This is a genomic window from Nocardioides sp. HB32 (assembly GCF_054058995.1).
In genome coordinates this window covers 1520025-1539216 of record NZ_JBSSBS010000001.1, presented here as the reverse complement: position 1 = coordinate 1539216, position 19192 = coordinate 1520025, and the positions used below count along the sequence as shown (strand labels likewise).

Annotated in this window: 21 protein-coding genes; 10 read left to right on the top strand and 11 right to left on the bottom strand. The window is 73.2% G+C overall.

From position 1 onward, the window contains the following. Window positions 1–9: 9 nt before the first annotated feature. The 4 genes from ACVW2K_RS07745 to ACVW2K_RS07730 are packed head-to-tail and all read left to right on the top strand — an operon-like array spanning window position 10 to window position 1967. Window positions 10–684 (top strand): hypothetical protein, encoded by a 675-nt coding sequence (locus ACVW2K_RS07745; protein ID WP_457202107.1) that lies wholly within the window; start codon window positions 10–12, stop codon window positions 682–684. 20 nt (window positions 685–704) lie between these two features. Further along, complete coding sequence (locus ACVW2K_RS07740; RefSeq protein ID WP_457202106.1) at window positions 705–1052, top strand: hypothetical protein; 348 nt, start codon at window positions 705–707, stop codon at window positions 1050–1052. Beyond that, on the top strand, window positions 1046–1552 hold the full coding sequence (locus ACVW2K_RS07735) for an ABC transporter substrate-binding protein (RefSeq protein ID WP_457202105.1): 507 nt from the start codon (window positions 1046–1048) through the stop codon (window positions 1550–1552). Before ACVW2K_RS07740 ends, ACVW2K_RS07735 begins: the two co-directional genes overlap by 7 nt. A gap of 37 nt (window positions 1553–1589) precedes the next feature. Further along, window positions 1590–1967, top strand: coding sequence for a DUF2695 domain-containing protein (locus ACVW2K_RS07730; RefSeq protein ID WP_028639219.1), 378 nt, complete (start codon window positions 1590–1592; stop codon window positions 1965–1967). Here ACVW2K_RS07730 and ACVW2K_RS07725 read toward each other — a convergent pair. Genes ACVW2K_RS07725 through ACVW2K_RS07715 form a run of 3 tightly spaced genes read right to left on the bottom strand, consistent with a single transcriptional unit; the run spans window position 1964 to window position 5740 of the window. Next, complete coding sequence (locus tag ACVW2K_RS07725) at window positions 1964–3976, bottom strand: vWA domain-containing protein (RefSeq protein ID WP_457202104.1); 2013 nt, start codon at window positions 3974–3976, stop codon at window positions 1964–1966. The two genes, ACVW2K_RS07730 and ACVW2K_RS07725, sit on opposite strands and share 4 nt — an antisense overlap. Then, on the bottom strand, window positions 3973–4359 hold the full coding sequence (locus ACVW2K_RS07720) for an OsmC family protein (RefSeq protein ID WP_457202103.1): 387 nt from the start codon (window positions 4357–4359) through the stop codon (window positions 3973–3975). The genes ACVW2K_RS07725 and ACVW2K_RS07720 overlap by 4 nt, the downstream gene beginning before the upstream one ends. Beyond that, window positions 4352–5740, bottom strand: coding sequence for a magnesium chelatase (locus tag ACVW2K_RS07715; protein ID WP_457202102.1), 1389 nt, complete (start codon window positions 5738–5740; stop codon window positions 4352–4354). Before ACVW2K_RS07715 ends, ACVW2K_RS07720 begins: the two co-directional genes overlap by 8 nt. A gap of 176 nt (window positions 5741–5916) precedes the next feature. On the opposite strand from ACVW2K_RS07715, the gene ACVW2K_RS07710 reads away from it, so the two are divergent. Further along, window positions 5917–6279, top strand: a complete 363-nt coding sequence (locus ACVW2K_RS07710; protein ID WP_457202101.1) for a YchJ family protein — start codon at window positions 5917–5919, stop codon at window positions 6277–6279. Here the strand turns inward: ACVW2K_RS07710 and ACVW2K_RS07705 are convergent. Next, window positions 6263–7066 (bottom strand): enoyl-CoA hydratase, encoded by an 804-nt coding sequence (locus tag ACVW2K_RS07705; protein WP_457202100.1) that lies wholly within the window; start codon window positions 7064–7066, stop codon window positions 6263–6265. The genes ACVW2K_RS07710 and ACVW2K_RS07705 overlap by 17 nt on opposite strands. A gap of 53 nt (window positions 7067–7119) precedes the next feature. Here ACVW2K_RS07705 and ACVW2K_RS07700 point away from each other — a divergent pair, with 53 nt between their 5' ends. Next, entirely contained in the window at window positions 7120–8235 is a 1116-nt protein-coding gene (locus tag ACVW2K_RS07700; RefSeq protein WP_457202099.1) for an SGNH/GDSL hydrolase family protein, read from the top strand. 7 nt (window positions 8236–8242) lie between these two features. Here ACVW2K_RS07700 and ACVW2K_RS07695 read toward each other — a convergent pair whose 3' ends face one another. Genes ACVW2K_RS07695 through ACVW2K_RS07685 form a run of 3 tightly spaced genes read right to left on the bottom strand, consistent with a single transcriptional unit; the run spans window position 8243 to window position 9847 of the window. After that, the gene (locus ACVW2K_RS07695; RefSeq protein ID WP_457202098.1) at window positions 8243–8557 is read right to left on the bottom strand and encodes a universal stress protein; all 315 of its coding nucleotides are present in this window, start codon (window positions 8555–8557) and stop codon (window positions 8243–8245) included. Then, complete coding sequence (locus ACVW2K_RS07690; RefSeq protein WP_457202097.1) at window positions 8523–9122, bottom strand: universal stress protein; 600 nt, start codon at window positions 9120–9122, stop codon at window positions 8523–8525. Before ACVW2K_RS07690 ends, ACVW2K_RS07695 begins: the two co-directional genes overlap by 35 nt. Beyond that, window positions 9119–9847 carry a universal stress protein gene (locus ACVW2K_RS07685; protein ID WP_051549561.1) on the bottom strand — a complete coding sequence of 243 codons (729 nt, stop codon included), beginning with the start codon at window positions 9845–9847 and terminating at the stop codon, window positions 9119–9121. The genes ACVW2K_RS07690 and ACVW2K_RS07685 overlap by 4 nt, the downstream gene beginning before the upstream one ends. Window positions 9848–9953: 106 nt before the next feature. Between ACVW2K_RS07685 and ACVW2K_RS07680 the strand changes: the two genes are divergently transcribed. Then, on the top strand, window positions 9954–10394 hold the full coding sequence (locus tag ACVW2K_RS07680; RefSeq protein WP_051549562.1) for a pyridoxamine 5'-phosphate oxidase family protein: 441 nt from the start codon (window positions 9954–9956) through the stop codon (window positions 10392–10394). 11 nt (window positions 10395–10405) lie between these two features. After that, window positions 10406–11953, top strand: a complete 1548-nt coding sequence (locus ACVW2K_RS07675; RefSeq protein WP_051549563.1) for a GAF domain-containing sensor histidine kinase — start codon at window positions 10406–10408, stop codon at window positions 11951–11953. 67 nt (window positions 11954–12020) lie between these two features. On the opposite strand, the gene ACVW2K_RS07670 is transcribed toward ACVW2K_RS07675, so the two are convergent. Then, window positions 12021–12650, bottom strand: a complete 630-nt coding sequence (locus ACVW2K_RS07670; RefSeq protein WP_028639227.1) for a response regulator — start codon at window positions 12648–12650, stop codon at window positions 12021–12023. A 79-nt stretch (window positions 12651–12729) separates the two neighbouring features. Between ACVW2K_RS07670 and ACVW2K_RS07665 the strand changes: the two genes are divergently transcribed. Both ACVW2K_RS07665 and ACVW2K_RS07660 read left to right on the top strand, forming a co-directional pair. After that, complete coding sequence (locus tag ACVW2K_RS07665) at window positions 12730–12900, top strand: hypothetical protein (RefSeq protein ID WP_457202096.1); 171 nt, start codon at window positions 12730–12732, stop codon at window positions 12898–12900. A gap of 5 nt (window positions 12901–12905) precedes the next feature. After that, a complete protein-coding gene (locus ACVW2K_RS07660; protein WP_457202095.1) occupies window positions 12906–13367 on the top strand; it encodes an SHOCT domain-containing protein in 462 nt (153 codons plus the stop codon). A 4-nt stretch (window positions 13368–13371) separates the two neighbouring features. Here the strand turns inward: ACVW2K_RS07660 and cydD are convergent, their stop codons facing one another. Genes cydD through ACVW2K_RS07645 form a run of 3 tightly spaced genes read right to left on the bottom strand, consistent with a single transcriptional unit; the run spans window position 13372 to window position 19037 of the window. Continuing rightward, window positions 13372–16551 (bottom strand): thiol reductant ABC exporter subunit CydD, encoded by a 3180-nt coding sequence (gene cydD / locus ACVW2K_RS07655; RefSeq protein WP_457202094.1) that lies wholly within the window; start codon window positions 16549–16551, stop codon window positions 13372–13374. Then, window positions 16548–17564, bottom strand: a complete 1017-nt coding sequence (gene cydB, locus ACVW2K_RS07650; RefSeq protein ID WP_028639230.1) for a cytochrome d ubiquinol oxidase subunit II — start codon at window positions 17562–17564, stop codon at window positions 16548–16550. Before cydB ends, cydD begins: the two co-directional genes overlap by 4 nt. A gap of 15 nt (window positions 17565–17579) precedes the next feature. Further along, window positions 17580–19037: a cytochrome ubiquinol oxidase subunit I gene (locus tag ACVW2K_RS07645; RefSeq protein WP_457202093.1), complete on the bottom strand. Its 1458-nt coding sequence runs from the start codon at window positions 19035–19037 to the stop codon at window positions 17580–17582. Window positions 19038–19192: the final 155 nt, after the last annotated feature.

Sequence of the window (19192 nt, the reverse complement as noted above, 5' to 3'; positions counted from 1 at the left end):
GAGAACACCATGCACCGCCGCTGGCTGACCCGGGCGCTGATCGCGCTCGCCGTCCCCGCCCTGATCGTCCCCGCCGCCTCGGCCGCCACCGCGGCCGCGTCGTACCCGGACGTCCCGACCATCGACGCCGTCGCGAAGATCTACCCGCACCTCGACGGTGGCTCCGCGAGCGAGAGCACCAGCAAGGTCTACGGACCGGGCAAGAAGTGCAAGCCGGGCAAGGCCATCAACCACGCCGGTGCGCGCTCCGCGTCGTACTCCCCCGACTACACCTCCGGGGACCCGGACGTGTACGTCATCGACGGCGAGCACCCGATGTTGTCGGTCACCGCGATGCGGTTCCCGACCACCAAGGCAGCGATCGCGTACCTGCACGGCTACAGCAAGACCGCCAAGGACTGCCCCTCCGGCGGTGGCGGCGGTGGCAACGGCGGCGGCAGCGGCGGCGTGACCTGCAAGACGTCGATGAAGAAGATCAAGTTCAGCCTCGGCGACGAGCGGTGGGGCTACCAGTACCGGTCGACCTGCAAGAACGGCGACCAGACCACCTCGTCGGTGTTCAACATGCTGTTCGCCCGCAAGGGCAAGTTCATCGTCTACGCGACCGCGATGTCGATGGACTCCTCGGCCCCGTCGATCCCGAAGTCGATCGACCTCACCGGCCTGGCCCTGAAGAGCGTCTGACCCCTCCCTAGGGTGGAGGGGTGCGGATCGTCTCCCTGCTCCCCTCCACCACGGAGATCCTGTTCGCCATCGGCGCCGGTGACGACGTCGTCGGCGTGACGTTCGAGTGCGACTTCCCCGCCGAGGCCCGGACCCGGCGGATCGTGTCGACCTCGGCGATGCCGCACGGACTGACCCCCGCCGAGATCGACGCGTACGTCGTGGGTGCGATGTCCCGGGGCGAGGACCTCTACCACCTCGCCGCCGACGCGCTCGTCGAGCTGGACGCCGACCTGGTGGTCACCCAGGACCTCACGCGGTCTGCGCGGTCGACGTCTCCGTCGTCGACGACGCCCTGTCCTACCTCGGCTGCCGGGCCGAGGTGCTGACCATCGACCCGCACACGATGGACGAGGTGTTCGCCTCGATCCTCGTGCTCGGCCGGGCGACCGGCCACCTGGCGTCGGCCGAGGCCCTGGTGTCGGCGCTGCGCGCCCGGCTCGAGGCCGTCCGGGCCCGGGTGGCCGGCCGGCCGCGGCCGAGGGTGATGCTGCTCGAGTGGACGGACCCGCCGTACGCCCCCGGCCACTGGGTGCCCGAGATGATCGAGGCCGCCGGCGGCGAGTGCCTGCTCGGCAAGCCCGGCGTGAAGTCCGAGCGGGTGCCGTGGGAGTCGGTCCACGAGGCCGCACCCGACGTCGTCGTCGTGGCACCCTGCGGCTACGACCTCGCCGGCGCGCGCGTGCTCGCGTCCGAGCTGGTCGCCTCCGGCGTGCTGCCGCGCGGCGTACCCGTGCACGCCGTCGACGCCAACGCAGCCTGGGCGCGGCCCGGCACCCGCCTGGTCGACGGGGTCGAGGAGCTGGCGGCGCTCCTGCACCCGCGGTGACCGCTTCACTGTCGGTGGCGGCCGGTAGACACGGGGCATGAGTGAGACGTCGGTGGCCGCGGGGGCCGAGCACTACCTCCGGGCGGTGGTCGAGGAGGAGCCGCAGGAGGGCGAGTGCCTGGTCTGCTTCGTCGCCCGGATGACCGGGGAGCACGGGTGTGACTCGACGTTCCTGTGGGCCCGCCGGTTCCGCGACCTGCGCTCGCCGACCGCGACCGCGCTGGAGAAGAGGTTCGGGCAGCGGCTGGTCGTCTGCGACTGCCTGATCGTGCACAAGGCGCACCGGCCCGTGCGCGAGCTGATGGTCCGCGACGTGCACACCGACGAGCTCGAGCGGCCGGACCCCCTGCCCCCGTGCGCCGGCGTGCGGCGGACGAGCACCCGTGCCTGCGCGAACTGGGAGCGTGCCTGCTAGTCGCCGACCCAGAAGCCGCGGCCGCCGAACCAGTCGCCGTACCCGCCGTACCCGCCGCCACGGGGACCCCGCGAGCCGAGGTAGGACCCGACGACCGCGGCGCCGAGATCGTCGAGCTCGGGCGCGACGACCCGGCCGCCGACCCGCTGGGCCATCGAGTCGATGAACCGGGCCAGGCCGGGGTCCTCGCCGAGGCGGAAGAAGGTCGTCTGCGCGCCGAGCCGCCCGGCGTTGTCGAGCTCCCGCACGGCGTACGCCACGGTCAGCGGGTGCGGCGGGTAGGAGAAGTAGACCTCGCCGTCCGGCTCGAGGTGGGACGTCGGCTCACCGTCGGTGACGATCAGCAGCACCGGCTGGGCGTTGGGGTGCTTGCGGAAGTGCCGGTTCGCGAGCAGCAGCGCGTGGTGCAGGTTGGTGCCCTTGTCCCACATCGCGTCCAGCGCCGTGAGCTCATCGATCTCCATCACCTCGGCGTGCCGGCCGAAGCCGATCAGCTGCAGCGCGTCGCCGCGGAACCGGGACCGGATCAGCGTGTGCAGCGCGAGAGCCGTGCGCTTCATCGGGACCCAGCGGCCGTCCATCGCCATCGAGAACGACGTGTCGACGAGCAGCGCGACCGCAGCCTGGGTGCGGGCCTCGGTCTCCTGGACCTCGACGTCCTCGATGGAGAGCATCGGCCCGGCCGGGTCCCCTGCTCGCCGGAGCACCCCGTTGAGCATGGTCCGCGGCACGTGCCACGGCTCGGTGTCGCCGAACGCCCACTCCCGGGTCGCGCCGGACAGGTCGCCCGCGGCACCGGCCTTCTGGAGCTCGCGCTGGCCCTGGCGGCCCGACATCCGCTCGGCGACGTCGCGGAGCAGCGCCTTGCCGAGCTGCCGCATCGCCTTCGGGGAGAGCCGGTACTGCCCGTCGGTGCCGCGCTTCATGTAGCCCGAGTCGCGCAGCGCCTGCTCGAGCCGCTGCAGGGTCCGGGCGTCGACCGCGGCCTGGTCGCCGAGCTGGCGCGCGAGCGCGTCGAGGTCGACGTCGTCCATGCGGGCGCCGCCGTAGGACTGCGAGAGCTGGTCGGCGAGGGTGTCGAGGTCCGCGATGTCCTGGAACACGCCGGTGCCGTCGCCGAGCCCGAGCCCCTCCTCGCCGCCCATCTGCTCCGAGCCGCCCCAGTCCTCGCCGGGACGCAGCGACTGGAGGTTCGCGTCCATCCGCGCGAGCTGCTCCATCAGCTCGGGCGAGCCGAACGCCTGCTGGGAGAGCTGCATCAGCTCCTCGCGCTGCTCCGGCGACATCGAGTTCAGCATCCGCTGCGCGGCCGCGGCCCGTTGCGCGAGGGAGTCGAGCAGCTCGTCGATGTTCGACGGGTTCTCGGGGAAGAAGTCGCCGTGCCGCCGCATGAACTCCTCGAAGTCCTCCTGGCTGTCCTCGCCGCGCTGGTGCTTCTCGAGCAGCTGGTTGAGGTCCTGGAGCATCGCGTTGACGGCCGCGCGGTCGGCGTCGGTGGCCCCCTCGAGCGCCTCCTTCATCCCCGCGAACCGCTGGTCGAGCAGCTCGCGCCCGAGCAGGTCCCTGATCTTCTCGTAGTCCTCGCGCGCCTCCCGGCTCTGCCAGTCGTACGACGACAGCTCGCTCACGGCGGCGGCGGTGTTCGGCGGCAGGTTCTCCAGCTGGAGCTCGCGGAACGCCCGCTCGCCGTCGTCCATCATCGCGTCGCGGGCGAGCTGCTTGCGCTCCTCCAGCAGTGCGTGGTCGAGCAGCTCACGGACCTCCTGGAGGGTGCCGTCCAGGTGGTGGCGCTGCACGAGGTCGCGCCGCCGTTCGGCGACCCGGCGGGCCAGGTCGTCGAGGCCGGTCTGGTCCCGGCCGCCACGGCGCAGGAACTCGCGCATCGCGCGCTCCGGCGAGTAGCCGGCCATCACGTCCTCGCCGATCGCGTCCAGCGCCTCGGCGATGTCGACCGGCGCCGCGAGCGGGTCACCGCCGTCGTACCGCCGGAAGCGGGTCCGGTCCTTCATCGTCGACTCACCGTGACCTCCCCGCGCACGACCCGCGGGATCTCCGCGAGCGCATCCACCTGCTCGAGGACCCGGGCGACGACGTCACCGGCCTCGGGCGAGTCGACGGCCACGTCGTAGGTGATGCGCGTGGTCGACCACGTCTCGTCGTCGAACCTGCCGTCCACGTCGACGAGCACGCCGTGCACCGGGATGTCGGCCTCGCGGTAGACGTCGTTGAGCAGGCAGCACGCGACCGCGGTGAGCAGCAGGTGCGCGCCCGTGCCGCCGCCCTCGACGGCGATGCCGCCATCGGTCCAGCGATGTGGGACGACGTACGACGGCTCCAGGCCGCCGGCCCGGGTGCCGGCCGCGACCCTGACGTCGACGGGAACCTCAGCCATACACGGTCTCCGAGCCGTCGGTGTCCTTCCCGATCTTCCGGCCCAGGTAGAGCCCCTCGAGCGCGAGCTCGATGGCGCCGGCCCGCTGCCCGTCGTTGGCGGCGTCGAGCCGGTCGCAGATGTCGTCGTACAACTCGGACTCGCCGAGCACCGGCAGCCCGGTCAGGAACTCGCGCGCGGTCACCCGCTCTCCGGTGGTCACCATCGCGCCGTTCTCGATCGCCTCCACCAGCAGTCCCAGGTCGAGGCCGCGGAAGTGGCTGCGGACCGTCTCGGCGGTCGCGGTGCGGAGCAGGTGGGTGAGGATCTCCGTCTCGCGGCCCTCCTCGCCGGACTCGAACTCGACCTTCCCGCCGAGGACGTCGATCGCGGTCTCCAGGTCGACCGGCCGGGCCACGGCCTCGTCCTCGCCCTGCGCGGTCGCCCGGTGCAGCGCGGCGGCGGCGATCGTCTCGGCGCCGGCGATCGAGAACCGGGCGGAGACGCCGGACCGCTGGTCGACCGCGGAGGACTCCCGCAGCTGGCGCGTGAACCGGGCCAGGATCTCGACGAGGTGGTCGGGCACGTCGGCGACGAGGTGCGCCTCCTGCCGGATCACCGCGACCTCGTCCTCGAGCTCGGTCGGGTAGTGCGTGCGGATCTCCGCGCCGAAGCGGTCCTTGAGGGGCGTGATGATCCGGCCGCGGTTCGTGTAGTCCTCGGGGTTCGCGCTGGCGACCACGAGCACGTCGAGCGGCAGGCGGAGGACGTAGCCGCGGATCTGGATGTCCCGCTCCTCCATCACGTTGAGCATCGCCACCTGGATCCGCTCGGCGAGGTCGGGCAGCTCGTTGATCGCGACGATGCCGCGATGGCTGCGCGGGATCAGCCCGAAGTGGATCGTCTCCGGGTCGCCCAGCGACCGGCCCTCGGCGACCTTCATCGGGTCCACGTCGCCGATCAGGTCCGCGACGCTCGTGTCCGGCGTGGCGAGCTTCTCGGCGTACCGCTCGTCGCGGTGCCGCCACGAGACCCGCAGGTCATCGCCGTACGTCGCGGCGGCCACCCGGGACGCGTGGGTGACCGGGTCGTACGGGTGCTCCCCGAGCTCGGAGCCGGAGATCACCGGCGTCCACTCGTCCAGCAGTCCGACCATGGTGCGCAGCAGCCGGGTCTTGCCCTGGCCGCGCTCGCCGAGGAGCACGATGTCGTGGCCGGCGATCAGGGCCCGCTCGAGCTGGGGGATGACGGTGTCCTCGAAGCCGTGCAGCCCCGGCCACGGGTCGCGGCCCTCCCGCAGGGCGTCGAGGAGGTTGTCGCGGACCTCCTCGCGCAGGGACTTCTGGACGTGGCCGGAGGCGCGGAGCTCGCCGACCGTGGAGACCGTGGGGGCGGAAGTCACCCCTTCACGCTACCCACGCCCCCAACAGATGGGGATCGTCTCCGTTTCCGGGACTTGGCGCGGGCGGGATACCCGGCTCGCCGGGTATCCCGTCGCTTCACAGGCGTAGCAACGGCCGGGAAGCGACAGGAGTGCCCGTGGAGTAGGCGGTCCCGACCGCGTCCTAGGCTCACGCCATGCAGCTCCAGCGGCCCTGCCCGTGCGGCTCCGGCACGTCGTACGACGCCTGCTGTGGTCGCCTGCACCGGGGTGCCGCGCGGGCGGAGACCGCCGAGGAGCTGATGCGCTCGCGCTACTCGGCGTACGCCGTCGGCGACCTCGACCACGTGTTCCGGACCTGGCACCCCGGCACCCGCCCGGACGACCTCGCTCCGGATCCTGCGCTCACCTGGACCGGGCTGCGGATCCTGGCCGCCGGCGAGGACTGGGTGGAGTTCGTGGCGTCCTACGAGCGGGACGGACAGCCCGGCGCGCTGCGCGAGTACAGCCTCTTCGAGCGGCGCGGCGGCCGGTGGGTGTACGTCAGCGCTCGTCCGTGAACCGCGGCGGCCGCCCCTCGCGACGGGCCAGCGTGGCCTCCTCGAAGTTGCCCGTCAACAGCCGGAGGTAGAGCTGCCCGATCCCCTCCGAGGACAGGTACGTCTCCAGCGACGTGGCCGACTGGCCGGCATGCAGCGACTTCTTGGTCAGCTCGACGCCCGGCTGGGAGAACCCTGCGATCCGCTGCCCGATCCCGACCGCGGCGGCGACCACGTCGTCGTGCACCGAGGACACGAGGCCGATCCGCTCGGCCTCCTCGGCGCCCACGTCCCGGCCGGTCAGCATGAAGTCGGCCGCCCGCGTCGAGCCGACCGCGCGTGGCAGCAGGAACGACAACCCGAGCTCGCTCGCGGTCAGCCCGTTGTTGATCCCGGCGGCGCGGAAGTACGCCGCGGGTGCCGCGATCCTCAGGTCGCACGCCAGCGCCAGGCAGAGGCCGCCGCCGATCGCCGCACCGTTGACGGCCGCGACGACCGGCTGGTGCAGACGCCGGATCGTGAGCACGATCTCCTCCAGTGCCTCCATCGCCCGGAGCGCGTACGTCGGCCGGGTGACCCCGGCGACGCCGGGCGGCAGGCCCGCCGACTCCTGGTCCGCTCCCGAGCAGAAGCCGCTCCCCGCGCCGGTGACGACCACCGCGCGCACCGCGTTGTCCTGGCCGAGGCCGAGGAGGGCCTCGCGGAACGGCACCATGACGTCGTACGCCATCGCGTTCATCCGCTCCGGCCGGTTCAGGGTCACCACCGCGACGGCGGGGTCCGGCCGGTCGACGAGCACGAAGGGCATGGCGACGCAGTCTGCCAGCGTTCCGGGCCGTTCCCTAGGGTCGGGACACGTCCGTGCCGATCACCGCCGACCTGGTCCGCGGCGCACTCGAGCTCGAGCCGACCGGTGCGGGGCTGCTCCCCCACCGGCTGCCCGCCCGGGCCCGCGCGCAGTGCGCCGACCCGCAGCTGGCGATGGCCGAGGCGCAGCCCTCCGGCGTACGCCTCGCGCTCCGCACCCGGGCCACGGTCGTCGAGCTCGACGTGCTGCCGACGCGGCGGGAGTACGCCGGAGCACCGGCTCGCCCCGACGGCGTCTACGACCTCGTGGTCGACGGCCGGCTCGCCGCCCAGCTGACCGCGCCCGGTGGCAGCACCGTGGTCGTCGACCTGATGACCGGGGCGGGCGAGCTGCGGCCGGGCCCGGTCGGCACGCTCCGATTCGGCGACCTGCCGGCCGGCGAGAAGACCGTCGAGGTGTGGCTGCCGCACGATGAGCAGACCGAGCTGGTGGCGCTGCGCACCGACGCACCGGTGACGCCGGCGCCTGCCGCGGACCGGGTCTGGGTCCACCACGGCAGCTCGATCAGCCACGGCTCGGTCGCGGCGAGCCCGACGTCCACCTGGCCGGCGTACGCCGCCCGGCGGGCCGGCGTGGACCTCGTCAACCTCGGGCTCGCGGGCAGCGCGCTGCTCGACCAGTTCACCGCCCGCACGATCCGGGACACCGCCGCCGACCTGATCAGCCTGAAGCTCGGCATCAACGTCGTGAACCACGACCTGATGCGGCGCCGGGCGTTCGGGCCGGCGGTGCACGGGTTCGTGGACACGATCCGCGACGGGCACCCGGACACGCCCCTCGTCGTCGTCTCCCCGATCCACTGCCCGATCCACGAGGACACGCCGGGACCTGCCACACCCGACCTGTCCGAGATGGCGGAGGGGCGGATCCGGTTCGTCGCGGTCGGCGACCCCGCCGAGGTCGCCGCGGGCAAGCTGACCCTCACCGTGATCCGCGAGGAGCTCGCCCGGGTCGTCGCCGAGCGGGACGACCCCCGGCTGTCCTACCTCGACGGCCGGGAGCTGTACGGCGCGGCCGACCACGACGAGCTGCCACTGCCCGACGGACTGCACCCGGACGCGGCGACGCACATCCGGATGGGCGAGCGCTTCGCGGCGCTGGTGCTGTAGCGGCTCGCTAGGGCTCCGGGACCACCGCGACGGTGCCGGACGACTGCTCGACGACGATCGACGCGGTGCGCCCGCGCACCAGCCCGGCGATGCCGCCACGGCTCCGGCGGCCGACGACCACGAGCTCGGCCTCCTCGGCGAGCCGCACCAGCACGCGGTCGACCAGCCCGCGGGCGAGCACGGTCTCGACCTCGACGTCGGGGTACTGCTCGGCCATCCCGGCGACGGTCTGGGCGAGGCGCAGCCGCTCGGCGTCGTACCCCTCCTCGTCCGGGCCGACCGGCTCCTCACCCTGGTGGGCGTCCCAGATCGCGTGCACCACGGAGCGGTCGTCGGCGCAGCGACGCCAGGCGGTAGGCGAAGGCCAGCGCCGCGGTCGAGGTGCCCTGCGCGTCGACGCCCACCACGATGCCGCGGCGTACGACGGACTCGGCCACCGGCCGCAGCACCACGACCGGGCAGGCGCCGTCGCGGCTGACCGCGTGCGCGACCGATCCGAGCAGGAGGCTCTTCACCGGGCCGCGGCCGCGCGAGCCGAGGACGACCATGACCGCGGACCGTGCCGTCTCGCGCAGGGCGTCGCGCGGGTCGAGCTCGGCGACCACGCCGTGCGCCGGCACGTCCGGAGCGAGCGCGGCGACCCGCTCGCCCGCCGCGGCGAGCAGCTGTTCGGCGTTCCGGCGCACCGCCTCGCGGGTGACCTCGCTGTCGACGCCGGCCTGGTCGAGCCACACCAGGGCCGCCGTGCCCATCGCGCCGGTGGCCTGGACCAGCGTCAGCGCGCGGCCCTCGAGCCGGGCCTGCTCCGCCGCCCAGTCGACCGCCCGGTCCGACGTCTCGGAGCCGTCGACCCCGACCACGACCGTGTTCGCCGGTACCTCGGTCATGCAGGCGACCCTGCCACGCCGATCGGTACCACCGCCACCGGGCACTCGGCGTGGTTGACGACGCCGCCCTCACCCGGTCCGACCACGAGCAGGTCCAGGTGCCGCGACCCGGCGGTGAGGTCACCGGCCGCGGTGCGCGACCGGACCTCCGGGAACTTCTCGGCCAGCCCGGCCACTGCCTCGGCGACCGCGAGCTCGTCGTCGGTCGTCCGCACGATGGTCAGTGGGAGGTCCCGCAGCGAGGCCTGGCGGTAGGCGAACTCGACCACCGGCCGCGACCGCTCGTCCGCCGCGACCAGCACCCCGTTGCGCACCGCGCCGGGGTGCTGCGGCCGCACCACGACGACCGGGCACGGGGCGTGCCTGGTCACCGACAGCCCGACCGAGCCGAGCAGCACGCTGCTCACCGGTCCGCGGCCGTGCGAGCCGACGACCACGGTCGCCGCGCTGTGTCCGAGGTCGAGGAGCGCGACCCTCGGGTCCGCCATCCAGAGGGCCACGTGCACGGCGAGGTCCGGTGCGACCTCGAGGCAGTGCAGACGGGCGCGGTCGAGCATGGCCAGCGCCTCCGCCCGCTCGTGCATCGGCTCCAGTCCGTGCACGAGGGTGAGCTGCCGGCGCTCACGCCGGGCGTGGTCGATGGCCCAGTCCAGGGCACGGTCGGCGGACGGGGAACCGTCGAGGCCGACGACGATGGTGCCAGCGGGGATCACGGTGTTGTCCATGTCCCCACCGTCCTCGCCCGCCGGCCCGCCGAGTACCGCCGAACGCCCCCACGTTCGGGACCATCGGCCCTGCACCGGGGCCGGACGGACACGCACCATGGAGTGCATGAACGAGGCAATCGACCTGACCCGCGACGAGTGCGAGCGGCTGCTGCGTTCCGGCGTCGGCGGCCGGGTCGCCCTGGCCTCGCCGAACGGACCGCACATCGTGCCGGTCAACCACTCCGTCGTCGACGACGCGATCATCATCCGGACCTCGCCGTACAGCGTGCTGGGGACCTATGGCCGGGACAGCATGCTGGCCTTCGAGGTCGACCAGTTCGACCACGAGCGGCAGCACGGCTGGAGCGTCGTCGCGCGCGGCCGCGCCGAGGCCGTCGTCCGCCCGGACGAGCTCGACCACATCCGCGAGACCTGGGAGCCGCGACCGTGGGCGTCCGGTGCCCGCACGCTCCACCTGCGCCTGCGTTGGACGGAGATCTCCGGGCGCAGGATCGGGGGCGGCTGGGACCTCACGGCAGCGCTGCCGGTCCGGCGCACCGTGTGAGACTGGCCCGCGTGCTGCCTGCTGCCACCCGCTCCCTGCTCGATGCCGTCACCGCGATCTCGTCCGACCTCGACCTGCGGGCGGTGCTGACCCGGATCGTCGAGGCCGCGACCGAGCTCACCGACGCGCAGTACGGCGCGCTCGGCGTGATCGGCAACGACGCGTTCCTGGTCGAGTTCGTGACGACCGGTCTCGACGACGACACGCGGGCGCAGATCGGCGACCTGCCGCACGGCCGCGGCATCCTCGGCCTGCTGATCCACCATCCGGAGCCGATCCGTCTCGACGACCTGACCCAGCACCCGCAGTCGGCGGGGTTCCCGCCGAACCACCCGCCGATGGGCACGTTCCTCGGCGTACCGGTGCGGATCCGGGGCACGGTGTTCGGCAACCTCTACCTCACCGAGAAGGTGGGCGGTGCGTCCTTCACCCAGGAGGACCAGGAGCTCGTCGAGGCCCTCGCGAGCGCCGCCGGCTTCGTGATCGACAACGCGCGCGCCTACGGCCTGAGCGAGCGCCGGCGCCAGTGGCTGGAGGCGTCGGCGACCCTCTCGGAGGCGCTGCAGCCGCCGATCCAGCTGGGTCCGGGCCTCGCCGAGGTCGCCCGGGTCGCGCGGTGGGCGACCGGCGCGGCCGCGACCGCCGTCCTGCACCTCGAGGAGGGCAACCCGGTCCGCACCGTCGACGCCCTCGACACCGCGGCCGCCGAGCTGGCCCTGTCCGGCCTCGAGGACCAGCCCTGGCCGCGGCTGGACTCCGAGCCCCTGGACACCCGGCTCGGCGAGTTCGCCGCGACCCTGGTGCCGCTGCGCACCCACCTGGTGAGCGCCGGGCTGCTGGTGATCCTGGTCGACCCCGAGACGACCCCGCTGCCGTACGACGAGCGCGTGCTGCTCGCGTCCTTCGCCGACCAGGCGGGCCTGGCGCTGGACCGGGCGCAGGCGATCGAGGACCGTGCCGAGCTCGCGGTCACCTCCGACCGCGAGCGGATCGCGCGCGACCTGCACGACGTGGTGATCCAGCGGCTGTTCGCCACCGGGCTGCAGCTCCAGGGCGCCGGCGCCATGTCACGCGTCCCCGAGGTCGCCGACCGGATCGACAAGGCGGTCGAGGCGCTGGACGTGACGATCCGCGACATCCGCAGCACGATCTTCGAGCTCCAGCACGTCGGCCGCGGACCGTCCCTGCGAGCCGACCTGCGCAAGCTGGCGACCGAGTACGCGCCGCTGCTGAAGTTCGACCCCGTCGTGCACACCGTCGGGCCGGTGGACACCGCCGTACCGGCCGAGGTGCGGGAGCAGGTGCTGCCGGTGCTCCGCGAGGCGCTCTCGAACCTGGCCCGCCACGCCGCCGCCGACCACGGCGAGATCACCCTCGAGACCGACAACCGGGAGGTGCGGCTGACCGTGCTCGACGACGGCGTCGGGATCGCCGCCGACGTCGCCGAGAGCGGGCTGCGCAACGCCCGCCGCCGCGCCCGGGCCCTCGGCGGCTCGCTCGAGCTGACCCCTCGGCACCCGCGCGGCACGTCGTTCGTCTGGCGGGTGCCGTTGCGCTGAGGTGCCGCTCGAGCCAACCGGCCAGCCGGCCATCCAGCCAGCCACCCGGCCAGCCGGCCAGCCGGCCTCAGCGCAGCAGCTTGCTCGCCAGCACCGCGGCCTGCGTACGCCGCTCGAGGCCGAGCTTGGCGAGGATGCTGGAGACGTAGTTCTTGACGGTCTTCTCGGCGAGGAACATCTGCTCGCCGATCTGCCGGTTCGTCATCCCCTCCGCGATGTAGCCGAGCAGCTTGAGCTCCTGCTCGGTGAGCTGCGCGAGCTCCGGTGCGGTGGTGGGTGGGTTGCGCACCCGTTCGAGCACCTTGGCCATCAGGCTCGGGTCGATGAGCGAGTTGCCCGCCGCCACCTGGCGGATCGCGTCGACCAGGTCGTTGCCGCGGATCTCCTTGAGCACGTAGCCCGCGGCGCCGGCCATGATCGCGGCGAACAACGCCTCGTCGTCGTCGTACGACGTCAGGATCAGCGCGCCGATCGACGGGTCGACGGCGCGGACGGCGCGACAGACCTCGATCCCGGAGCCGTCCGGGAGGCGGGCGTCGAGGACGGCGACGTCGGGCCGCAGGGCGGGGATGCGGCTGGTGGCCTCGGTGGCAGTCCCGGACTCGCCGACCACCTCGATGTCGCCAGCGCTCTCGAGCAGGGCGCGCAGGCCCTGGCGGACGACTTCGTGGTCGTCGAGGAGGTACACGCGGATCATGGGCCATTCCTATCAACGAACGGTGCCCTCCGGCAGGGACTGGGTGCCTCCGGTGCGGAATCCGGCCTAGAGTGCCGCCATGGTCCCGCTCGCCGCCCTCGAGTCGAACTTCCTGGTGCCCAACGGCACCTTCCTCGTCGTAGCCCTCGTCGTGCTCGGTCTGGTCGCCCTGCTGGTCGTGGTCGGCGTCCTCGTCATCGTCCGGTCGAACGCGCGGGCGCGCCGCACGGACCTCCAGCACCGGAACTGACCGCCGTGGCACACCTCGTGGCCGGGCCGGACAACCCACCCGACTGGTGCTTCCAGGCGAACGCCGACGGCCAGCTGCCGACCTGCACGTGGGACGGCGACAGCTGGCACCGCAGCTACGACGACGGCTCGATGGGGAGCGGGAACGGCATGGGCGGGTTCGCGGTGATCTTCGTCCTCGCCCTGCTCGTCGGCGTCGGCGTGACGGTCTGGAAGGTGTCGACCGCGCGCCGGATGGCCCGCAGCTCGGGCATGGACGAGGGGGACGCGACCGCGATGACGCTGCTCAGCGACGACGGGTTCGAGGCGACGTACCTGGCGTCGAACCTGCGCCCCCAGGTCCCCGCCCCGCAGCCGAGCGCGAGTACGGCGGACCGGTTGCGCAACCTCCGGTCGCTGCTCGACCAGGGGCTGATCACCCAGGAGGAGTACGACACGCGCCGCCGGGCCGTCATCGACGGCCTGTAGCGGCCTACAGGGCCAGGACCCGGTCCACGCGGTCCAGGCCCGCCTCGGCGTGGGTGATCCAGACGACCGTGCGCCCGTCTGCGCCGTTGAGCACCTCGGCGGCGAGCTCCTCGGCGGTGGCGCCGTCCAGGTGCGCCGCCGGCTCGTCGAGCACCAGCACCGGCTGGTCCGCCAGGAGGGACCGCGCGATCGCGATCCGCGCGCGCTCGCCACCGGACACCTGCGCGTGCCCGTCGCCGAGCCAGCTGTCCAGGCCGTCGGGCAGCGAGTCCAGCCACCCGCCGAGCCGCGCCTGGCGCAGGGCCGCGTCCACGTCTCCGTCGGAGGCGCCGGGCCGGGCGAGCCGGACGTTCTCGACGAGCGTGGTCGCGAAGACGTGCGGGTCGTCGTCGACCAGCCCCACGGTGCGGCGTACGTCGTCGAGCGCCAGGTCGGGGAGTGCGTGGCCGCCGAGCCGGATCACGCCCCGGGCCGGGTCCACGAAGCGCAGCAGGAGGGACGCGAGCGTGCTCTTGCCGGCCCCCGTGGGCCCGACGACCGCGACCCGGTCGCCCGGAGCGAGCGTCAGGTCGAGGCCGCGGAGCACGACCCGGTCGCCCCAGGCCGCGTCGACGTGGTCGACGGTGATCGCGTCCCCGTCGGCCAGCATCGGGGCGGCGGGTGTGGACACCACCGGCGTCCGCGCCGCCAGCTCGTCGAGCCGGTCCTCGGCGGCACGGGTCCGCGCGGCGACCGCGCCGGCGTCGGCGAGCGAGCTCGCGACCTCACCGAGCGCGAGCGGCAGCAGCACCAGCAGAGCGAGCACCGGCCCGGAGACCTGGCCGGCGAGCAGCATCGCAGCGACCGCGACACCGATCCCGGAGCACAGGAGCACCACCGCCCGGCCGGTCGCCAGCCAGGTCGCCGAGGCGGTGGTACGCCGGCCGAGCTCGGCGCCCACGGCCGCGACCGCACCGACCGCGCGCTCCTCGGCCTGCCACATCGCCAGCTCGCCGGCGGTCTGGGTCGCCTCGACGACCGCGTCAGACAGCCGGGCCCGGGCGTCGACCGCACCGCGCTCGGCACGGGCGGCGCCGGTCCGCGAGAGGAGGTAGCCGGCGCCGCCGGCGAGGCAGACGCCGGCGACCACGAGGGCCGCCGGCGGCTCGACCAGTGCGGCGACGAGCACCGCGAGGCCGCCGGTGATCGCGAACCCGTGCACGGGCATCCGCACCCGCAGCTGCCGGTCGAGCACGCTGTCGACGTCGTCGACGATCGCCGCGAGCACGTCGCCACGCCGCCGGCCCAGCGCCCCGGGCGTGAGCGGCACCACGGCGTCGTACACCTCGACCCTCCGGTCGGCGAGCAGGCGGAGGACGACGTCGTGGGAGCGGAGGCGCTCGACGTACCGCAGCACCGGGCGGGCGATCCCGAAGGTCCGCACCGCCACGATCGCGACGAGGAGCGTGAGGATCGCGGGCCGGTACGACGCCTGGACGATCAGCCAGCCGGCGGTGGCCGTGAGCGCGACGCCCGAGGCCGAGGCGAGGCCGCCGAGGATCGTCGGCAGCGCGAGGCCTCGTCGCCGCTCGTCGGCCGGCTCCGCGGGTGGGGCCGGGCGGGCCGCCACGGACACCGGCCGGACCGGGACGGCCGGCACCGGCGCGCTCAGCTCGACCACCCGGTCGGCGACGGCGGCCAGCGCGGGCCGGTGGGCGACCACGACGACGCCGCTCGTGCCCCCGAGCTCCCGCACCGTCGCGGCGATCACCCGCTCGGTCGCCGCGTCGAGGTGCGCGGTCGGCTCGTCGAGCAGCACGTACGGCCTGCCGGCCAGCACCACCCGCGCCAGGGCGAGCCGGGCGCGCTCCCCCGCGGACAGGGTGCCGCCGTCCTCGCCGAGCACGGTGTCGAGGTCGACGCCGAGCGCCACCTTCGCCAGGGCCGCCCGCAGCCGATCGTCGCTCGCGTCCGGGACGGCCAGCCGCAGGTTGTCGGCCACCGTGCCGGACACGAACACCGGCCGCTGCGGCAGCCACGCGATCCGGTCCCGGGCCGGACCTCGGACCGTGCCGCCGGTCGGCTCGAGCAGGCCGGCGAGCACGGCGAGCAACGTGGACTTGCCGCTGCCCGACGGCCCGGTGATGGCGAGCACGCCGCGGTCCGGGACGTCGAGGGAGACGTCCTCGAGGGCGGGTACGGCGCGGCCGGGGCGCAGCACCGTCACGTGCTCGACGCGCAGCGCGCCGGGGCGGCGTACCGGACCCTCGCCGGCGGCGTCGACGAGGTCGCTCGCGGCCTCGAACGTCGCCACCCCTTCGGCGGCGGCGTGGAACTCGGTGCCCACCCGGCGCAGCGGCCAGTACGCCTCCGGTGCGAGGAGCAGCACGACCAGCGCGGTCCGGAGGTCGAGGCTGCCCCCCGCGAGCCGGATGCCGACCGTCACCGCGACCAGCGCGACCGACAGCGTCGCCACCAGCTCGAGGACCGCCGAGGAGGCGAATGCGATGCGCAGGGTCTCGACGGTGCGGCGGCGGTAACGCTCGGTGATCGCCCGGATCGTCGCCGACTGCGCCTCGGCCCGCCGGAACGCGACCAGCGTCGGCAGTCCCCGCATCACGTCGAGGAAGTGGCCCGACAGCGAGGCCAGCGCCCGCCACTGGGAGCGCGCGCGGTCCTGGGTCGCGAGGCCGACCACGATGCCGAAGACCGGGATCAGCGGCAGCGTGCAGAGCACGACCAGCGCGCTGATCGGCTCCTGGGTGGCGATCGCGACGAGGGTGACGAGCGGCAGCACGGCCGCCAGCACCAGCGCGGGGACGTAGCGGGTGAGGTACGGCTCGGCCGCCGAGGCGCCGCGGGTCGCGAGCCCGGCGAGCTCACCGGTCGACCGGCCAGCGCCGCCGTCGCGGAGGATCGCGCCGACGACCCGGCGGCGGAGGTCGGCGCCGACCAGCGACGCCGCCCGGGCGGCGCTGGTGTCCGACGCCCACCCGGTGGCGGCCCGGACCGCGAAGACCGCGACCACGACCGCGGCCCAGGTGCCGACCGCGTCGTCGTGCAGCGCGGCCAGGATCAGCTCGGTGACCGCCCACGCCTGGCCGACCAGGAGCAGGCTGCCGAGCGCGCCGGCGCCGAGCACCACCGCGAGCGGACGGTGGGCCGGGACGAGGTGGCGGCGTACCCGGGGGTCGGTCGGCCTCATGCGACCGCCTCGAGCTCCTCGTCGGGGATGTGGTGGGTGGAGATCCGGCGGCGGAAGACCCAGTAGGTCCAGGCCTGGTAGGCCAGCACGATCGGCGTGAAGATCGCAGCCACGATCGTCATCACCGTCAGCGTGTAGTCGGTCGCGGAGGCGTTGGTCGTGGTGAGCGAGTACGCCGCGTCCGTGCTCGACGGCATCACGTCCGGGAACAGCGCGACGAACAGGCCGGCGACGGCCAGCGCGATGGTCGCGAAGGTGCCGATGAACGCCCAGCCCTCGCGTCCGGTCCGGGCCATCAGCACCCCGCCCACGAGCGCGAGCGCGGCCACCACGAAGAGGATCGCGGAGCCGGCGTTCCCGGTCAGGGACTGCGCCCAGACGAGGAAGACCACGGCGGCGACGGCCGCGAGGAGGCCGAGCTGGACGGCCGCGGCCCGGGCCCGGTGCCGGATCTCGCCGTCGGTCTTCAGCGCCAGGAACATCGCCCCGTGGGTGAGGAACAGCAGCAGGGTGACGAGCCCGCCCAGCAGGCCGAACGGGTTGAGCAGCGTGAAGATCGTGCCGGTGAAGTCCTTGGTCTCGTCGATCGGCACGCCGCGGACCAGGTTCGCGAACGCGACGCCCCACAGCACGGCGGGGACGTACGAGCCGACGATGATCGCCCGGTCCCACCAGGAGTGCCAGGCGGCCTCCGGGCGCTGGTGGCGGTACTCGAACGCGAGGCCGCGCACGATCAGCGCCAGCAGGATCAGCAGCAGCGGCAGGTAGAACCCGCTGAACAGCGTCGCGTACCACTCCGGGAACGCCGCGAACGTGGCGCCGCCGGCGGTGATGACCCAGACCTCGTTGCCGTCCCAGACCGGCCCGATGGTGTTGATCATGATCCGGCGCTCGCGGTCGTCGCGCGCCAGCCAGGGCAGCAGCATGCCGACCCCGAAGTCGAAGCCCTCGAGGCAGAAGTAGCCCATCCAGAGGACGGCGATCAGGATGAACCAGACGGTGGTGAGTTCCATGTCTCCGCTCCTCTCTCAGTAGGCGAACGCCAGCGGGCGGTCTTGGTCGTCGTCGCTGCCGCGCAGCGTCGGATCCGGTGGCTCCTCGAAGGGGTCGGCCCCCTTCTTCACGAACCGCACGATCAGGCCGACCTCGATCACCGCGAGGACGGCGTACAGCAGCGTCAGGCTGAGCACGGAGATCCACGCCTCCGTCGTGCTGACCCCGGGCGAGACCCCGTGTGCGGTGGTCATCAGGCCGAACACCACCCACGGCTGGCGGCCCATCTCGGTGAAGATCCAGCCGAAGGAGTTCGCGAAGATGACGAGGAGCGGCGTCGCCACCGCCATCCGCGCGAACCACCGCGACGTGGGCGCGCGACCCCGGCGGGTCAGGAACAGGATCAGCGCGGAGAACAGGGCGGCCAGCATGCCCAGCCCGATCATGTAGCGGAACGTCCAGTAGGTGACCGGGATGATCGGCGAGTACTTGCCGGACGGGTCGTAGTACGTCGAGCCCGGGTCCTGGCCGTACTTCTCCTGGTACTCCGCGCGCAGGTCGTTGATGCCCTGCACCTGGCCGTCGAAGCTGCCGGTCGCGAGGAAGGACAGCAGGCACGGGACCGTGATGGAGAACTTCTCCGAGCTGCCGTCCGGCGTACCGATGGTGAAGATCGAGAACGGCGCGCACGAGTCCTGCGTGTCGTACAACGCCTCGGCCGCCGCCATCTTCATCGGCTGGACCTCGGTCATGATCTTGCCCTGGTAGTCACCCGAGACCGAGACCACGACAGCGGCGAACAGCGTGACCCACGCGCCGAGGCGGATGCCCTTGCGGTAGAGCAGCCGGTCGTGCTGGTGCCGCTTGGAGACGTAGAGCCAGGCGCTGACGCCGAGCACGAACGCGCCGGCGGTCATGTACGCCGCGCTGATCACGTGCGGGAAGGTCGCGAGCTGGACCTTGTTGAACATCACGTCCCCGAAGTGGTGCAGCTCGGCGCGGCCGGTGTCGGGGTTGTACTCGTAGCCGACCGGGTGCTGCATCCAGGAGTTCGCGGCGAGGATGAACCAAGCGCTCGCGAGCGTGCCGAGGTGCACCAGCCACATGCAGCCGGCGTGCAGGCCGCGGGGCAGCTTGTCCCAGCCGAAGATCCACAGGCCGAGGAACGTCGACTCCAGGAAGAACGCCAGCAGCGCCTCGACCGCCAGCGGGGCGCCGAAGATGTCGCCGACGAAGCGGGAGTAGTCCGACCAGTTCATCCCGAACTGGAACTCCTGCACGATGCCGGTCACCACGCCGATCGCGAAGTTGATCAGCATCAGCTTGCCGAAGAACTTCGTGAGCCGGAGCCAGTCGGGCTGCTTGGTCCGCAGCCAGAGGGTCTCCATCACCGCGACCAGGGCGGTCAGGCCGATCGTGATCGGCACGAACAGGAAGTGGTAGACGGTCGTGATGCCGAACTGCCACCGTGCGATGTCGAGGATGCTGTCCAACGTGGTCTCCGCTCCGGACGTCGTGTGACGACGAGGAAACGCTAGGGAGGACTGTGCCTCCGCGACCCGGGCCGGGGGTCCCCCGGTTCGGGCCAAAGGTCCCGTCCCAGCGCTTGTGAAAACTTTCTCAAAGTCTCCATCGGGCAGAACAGGGC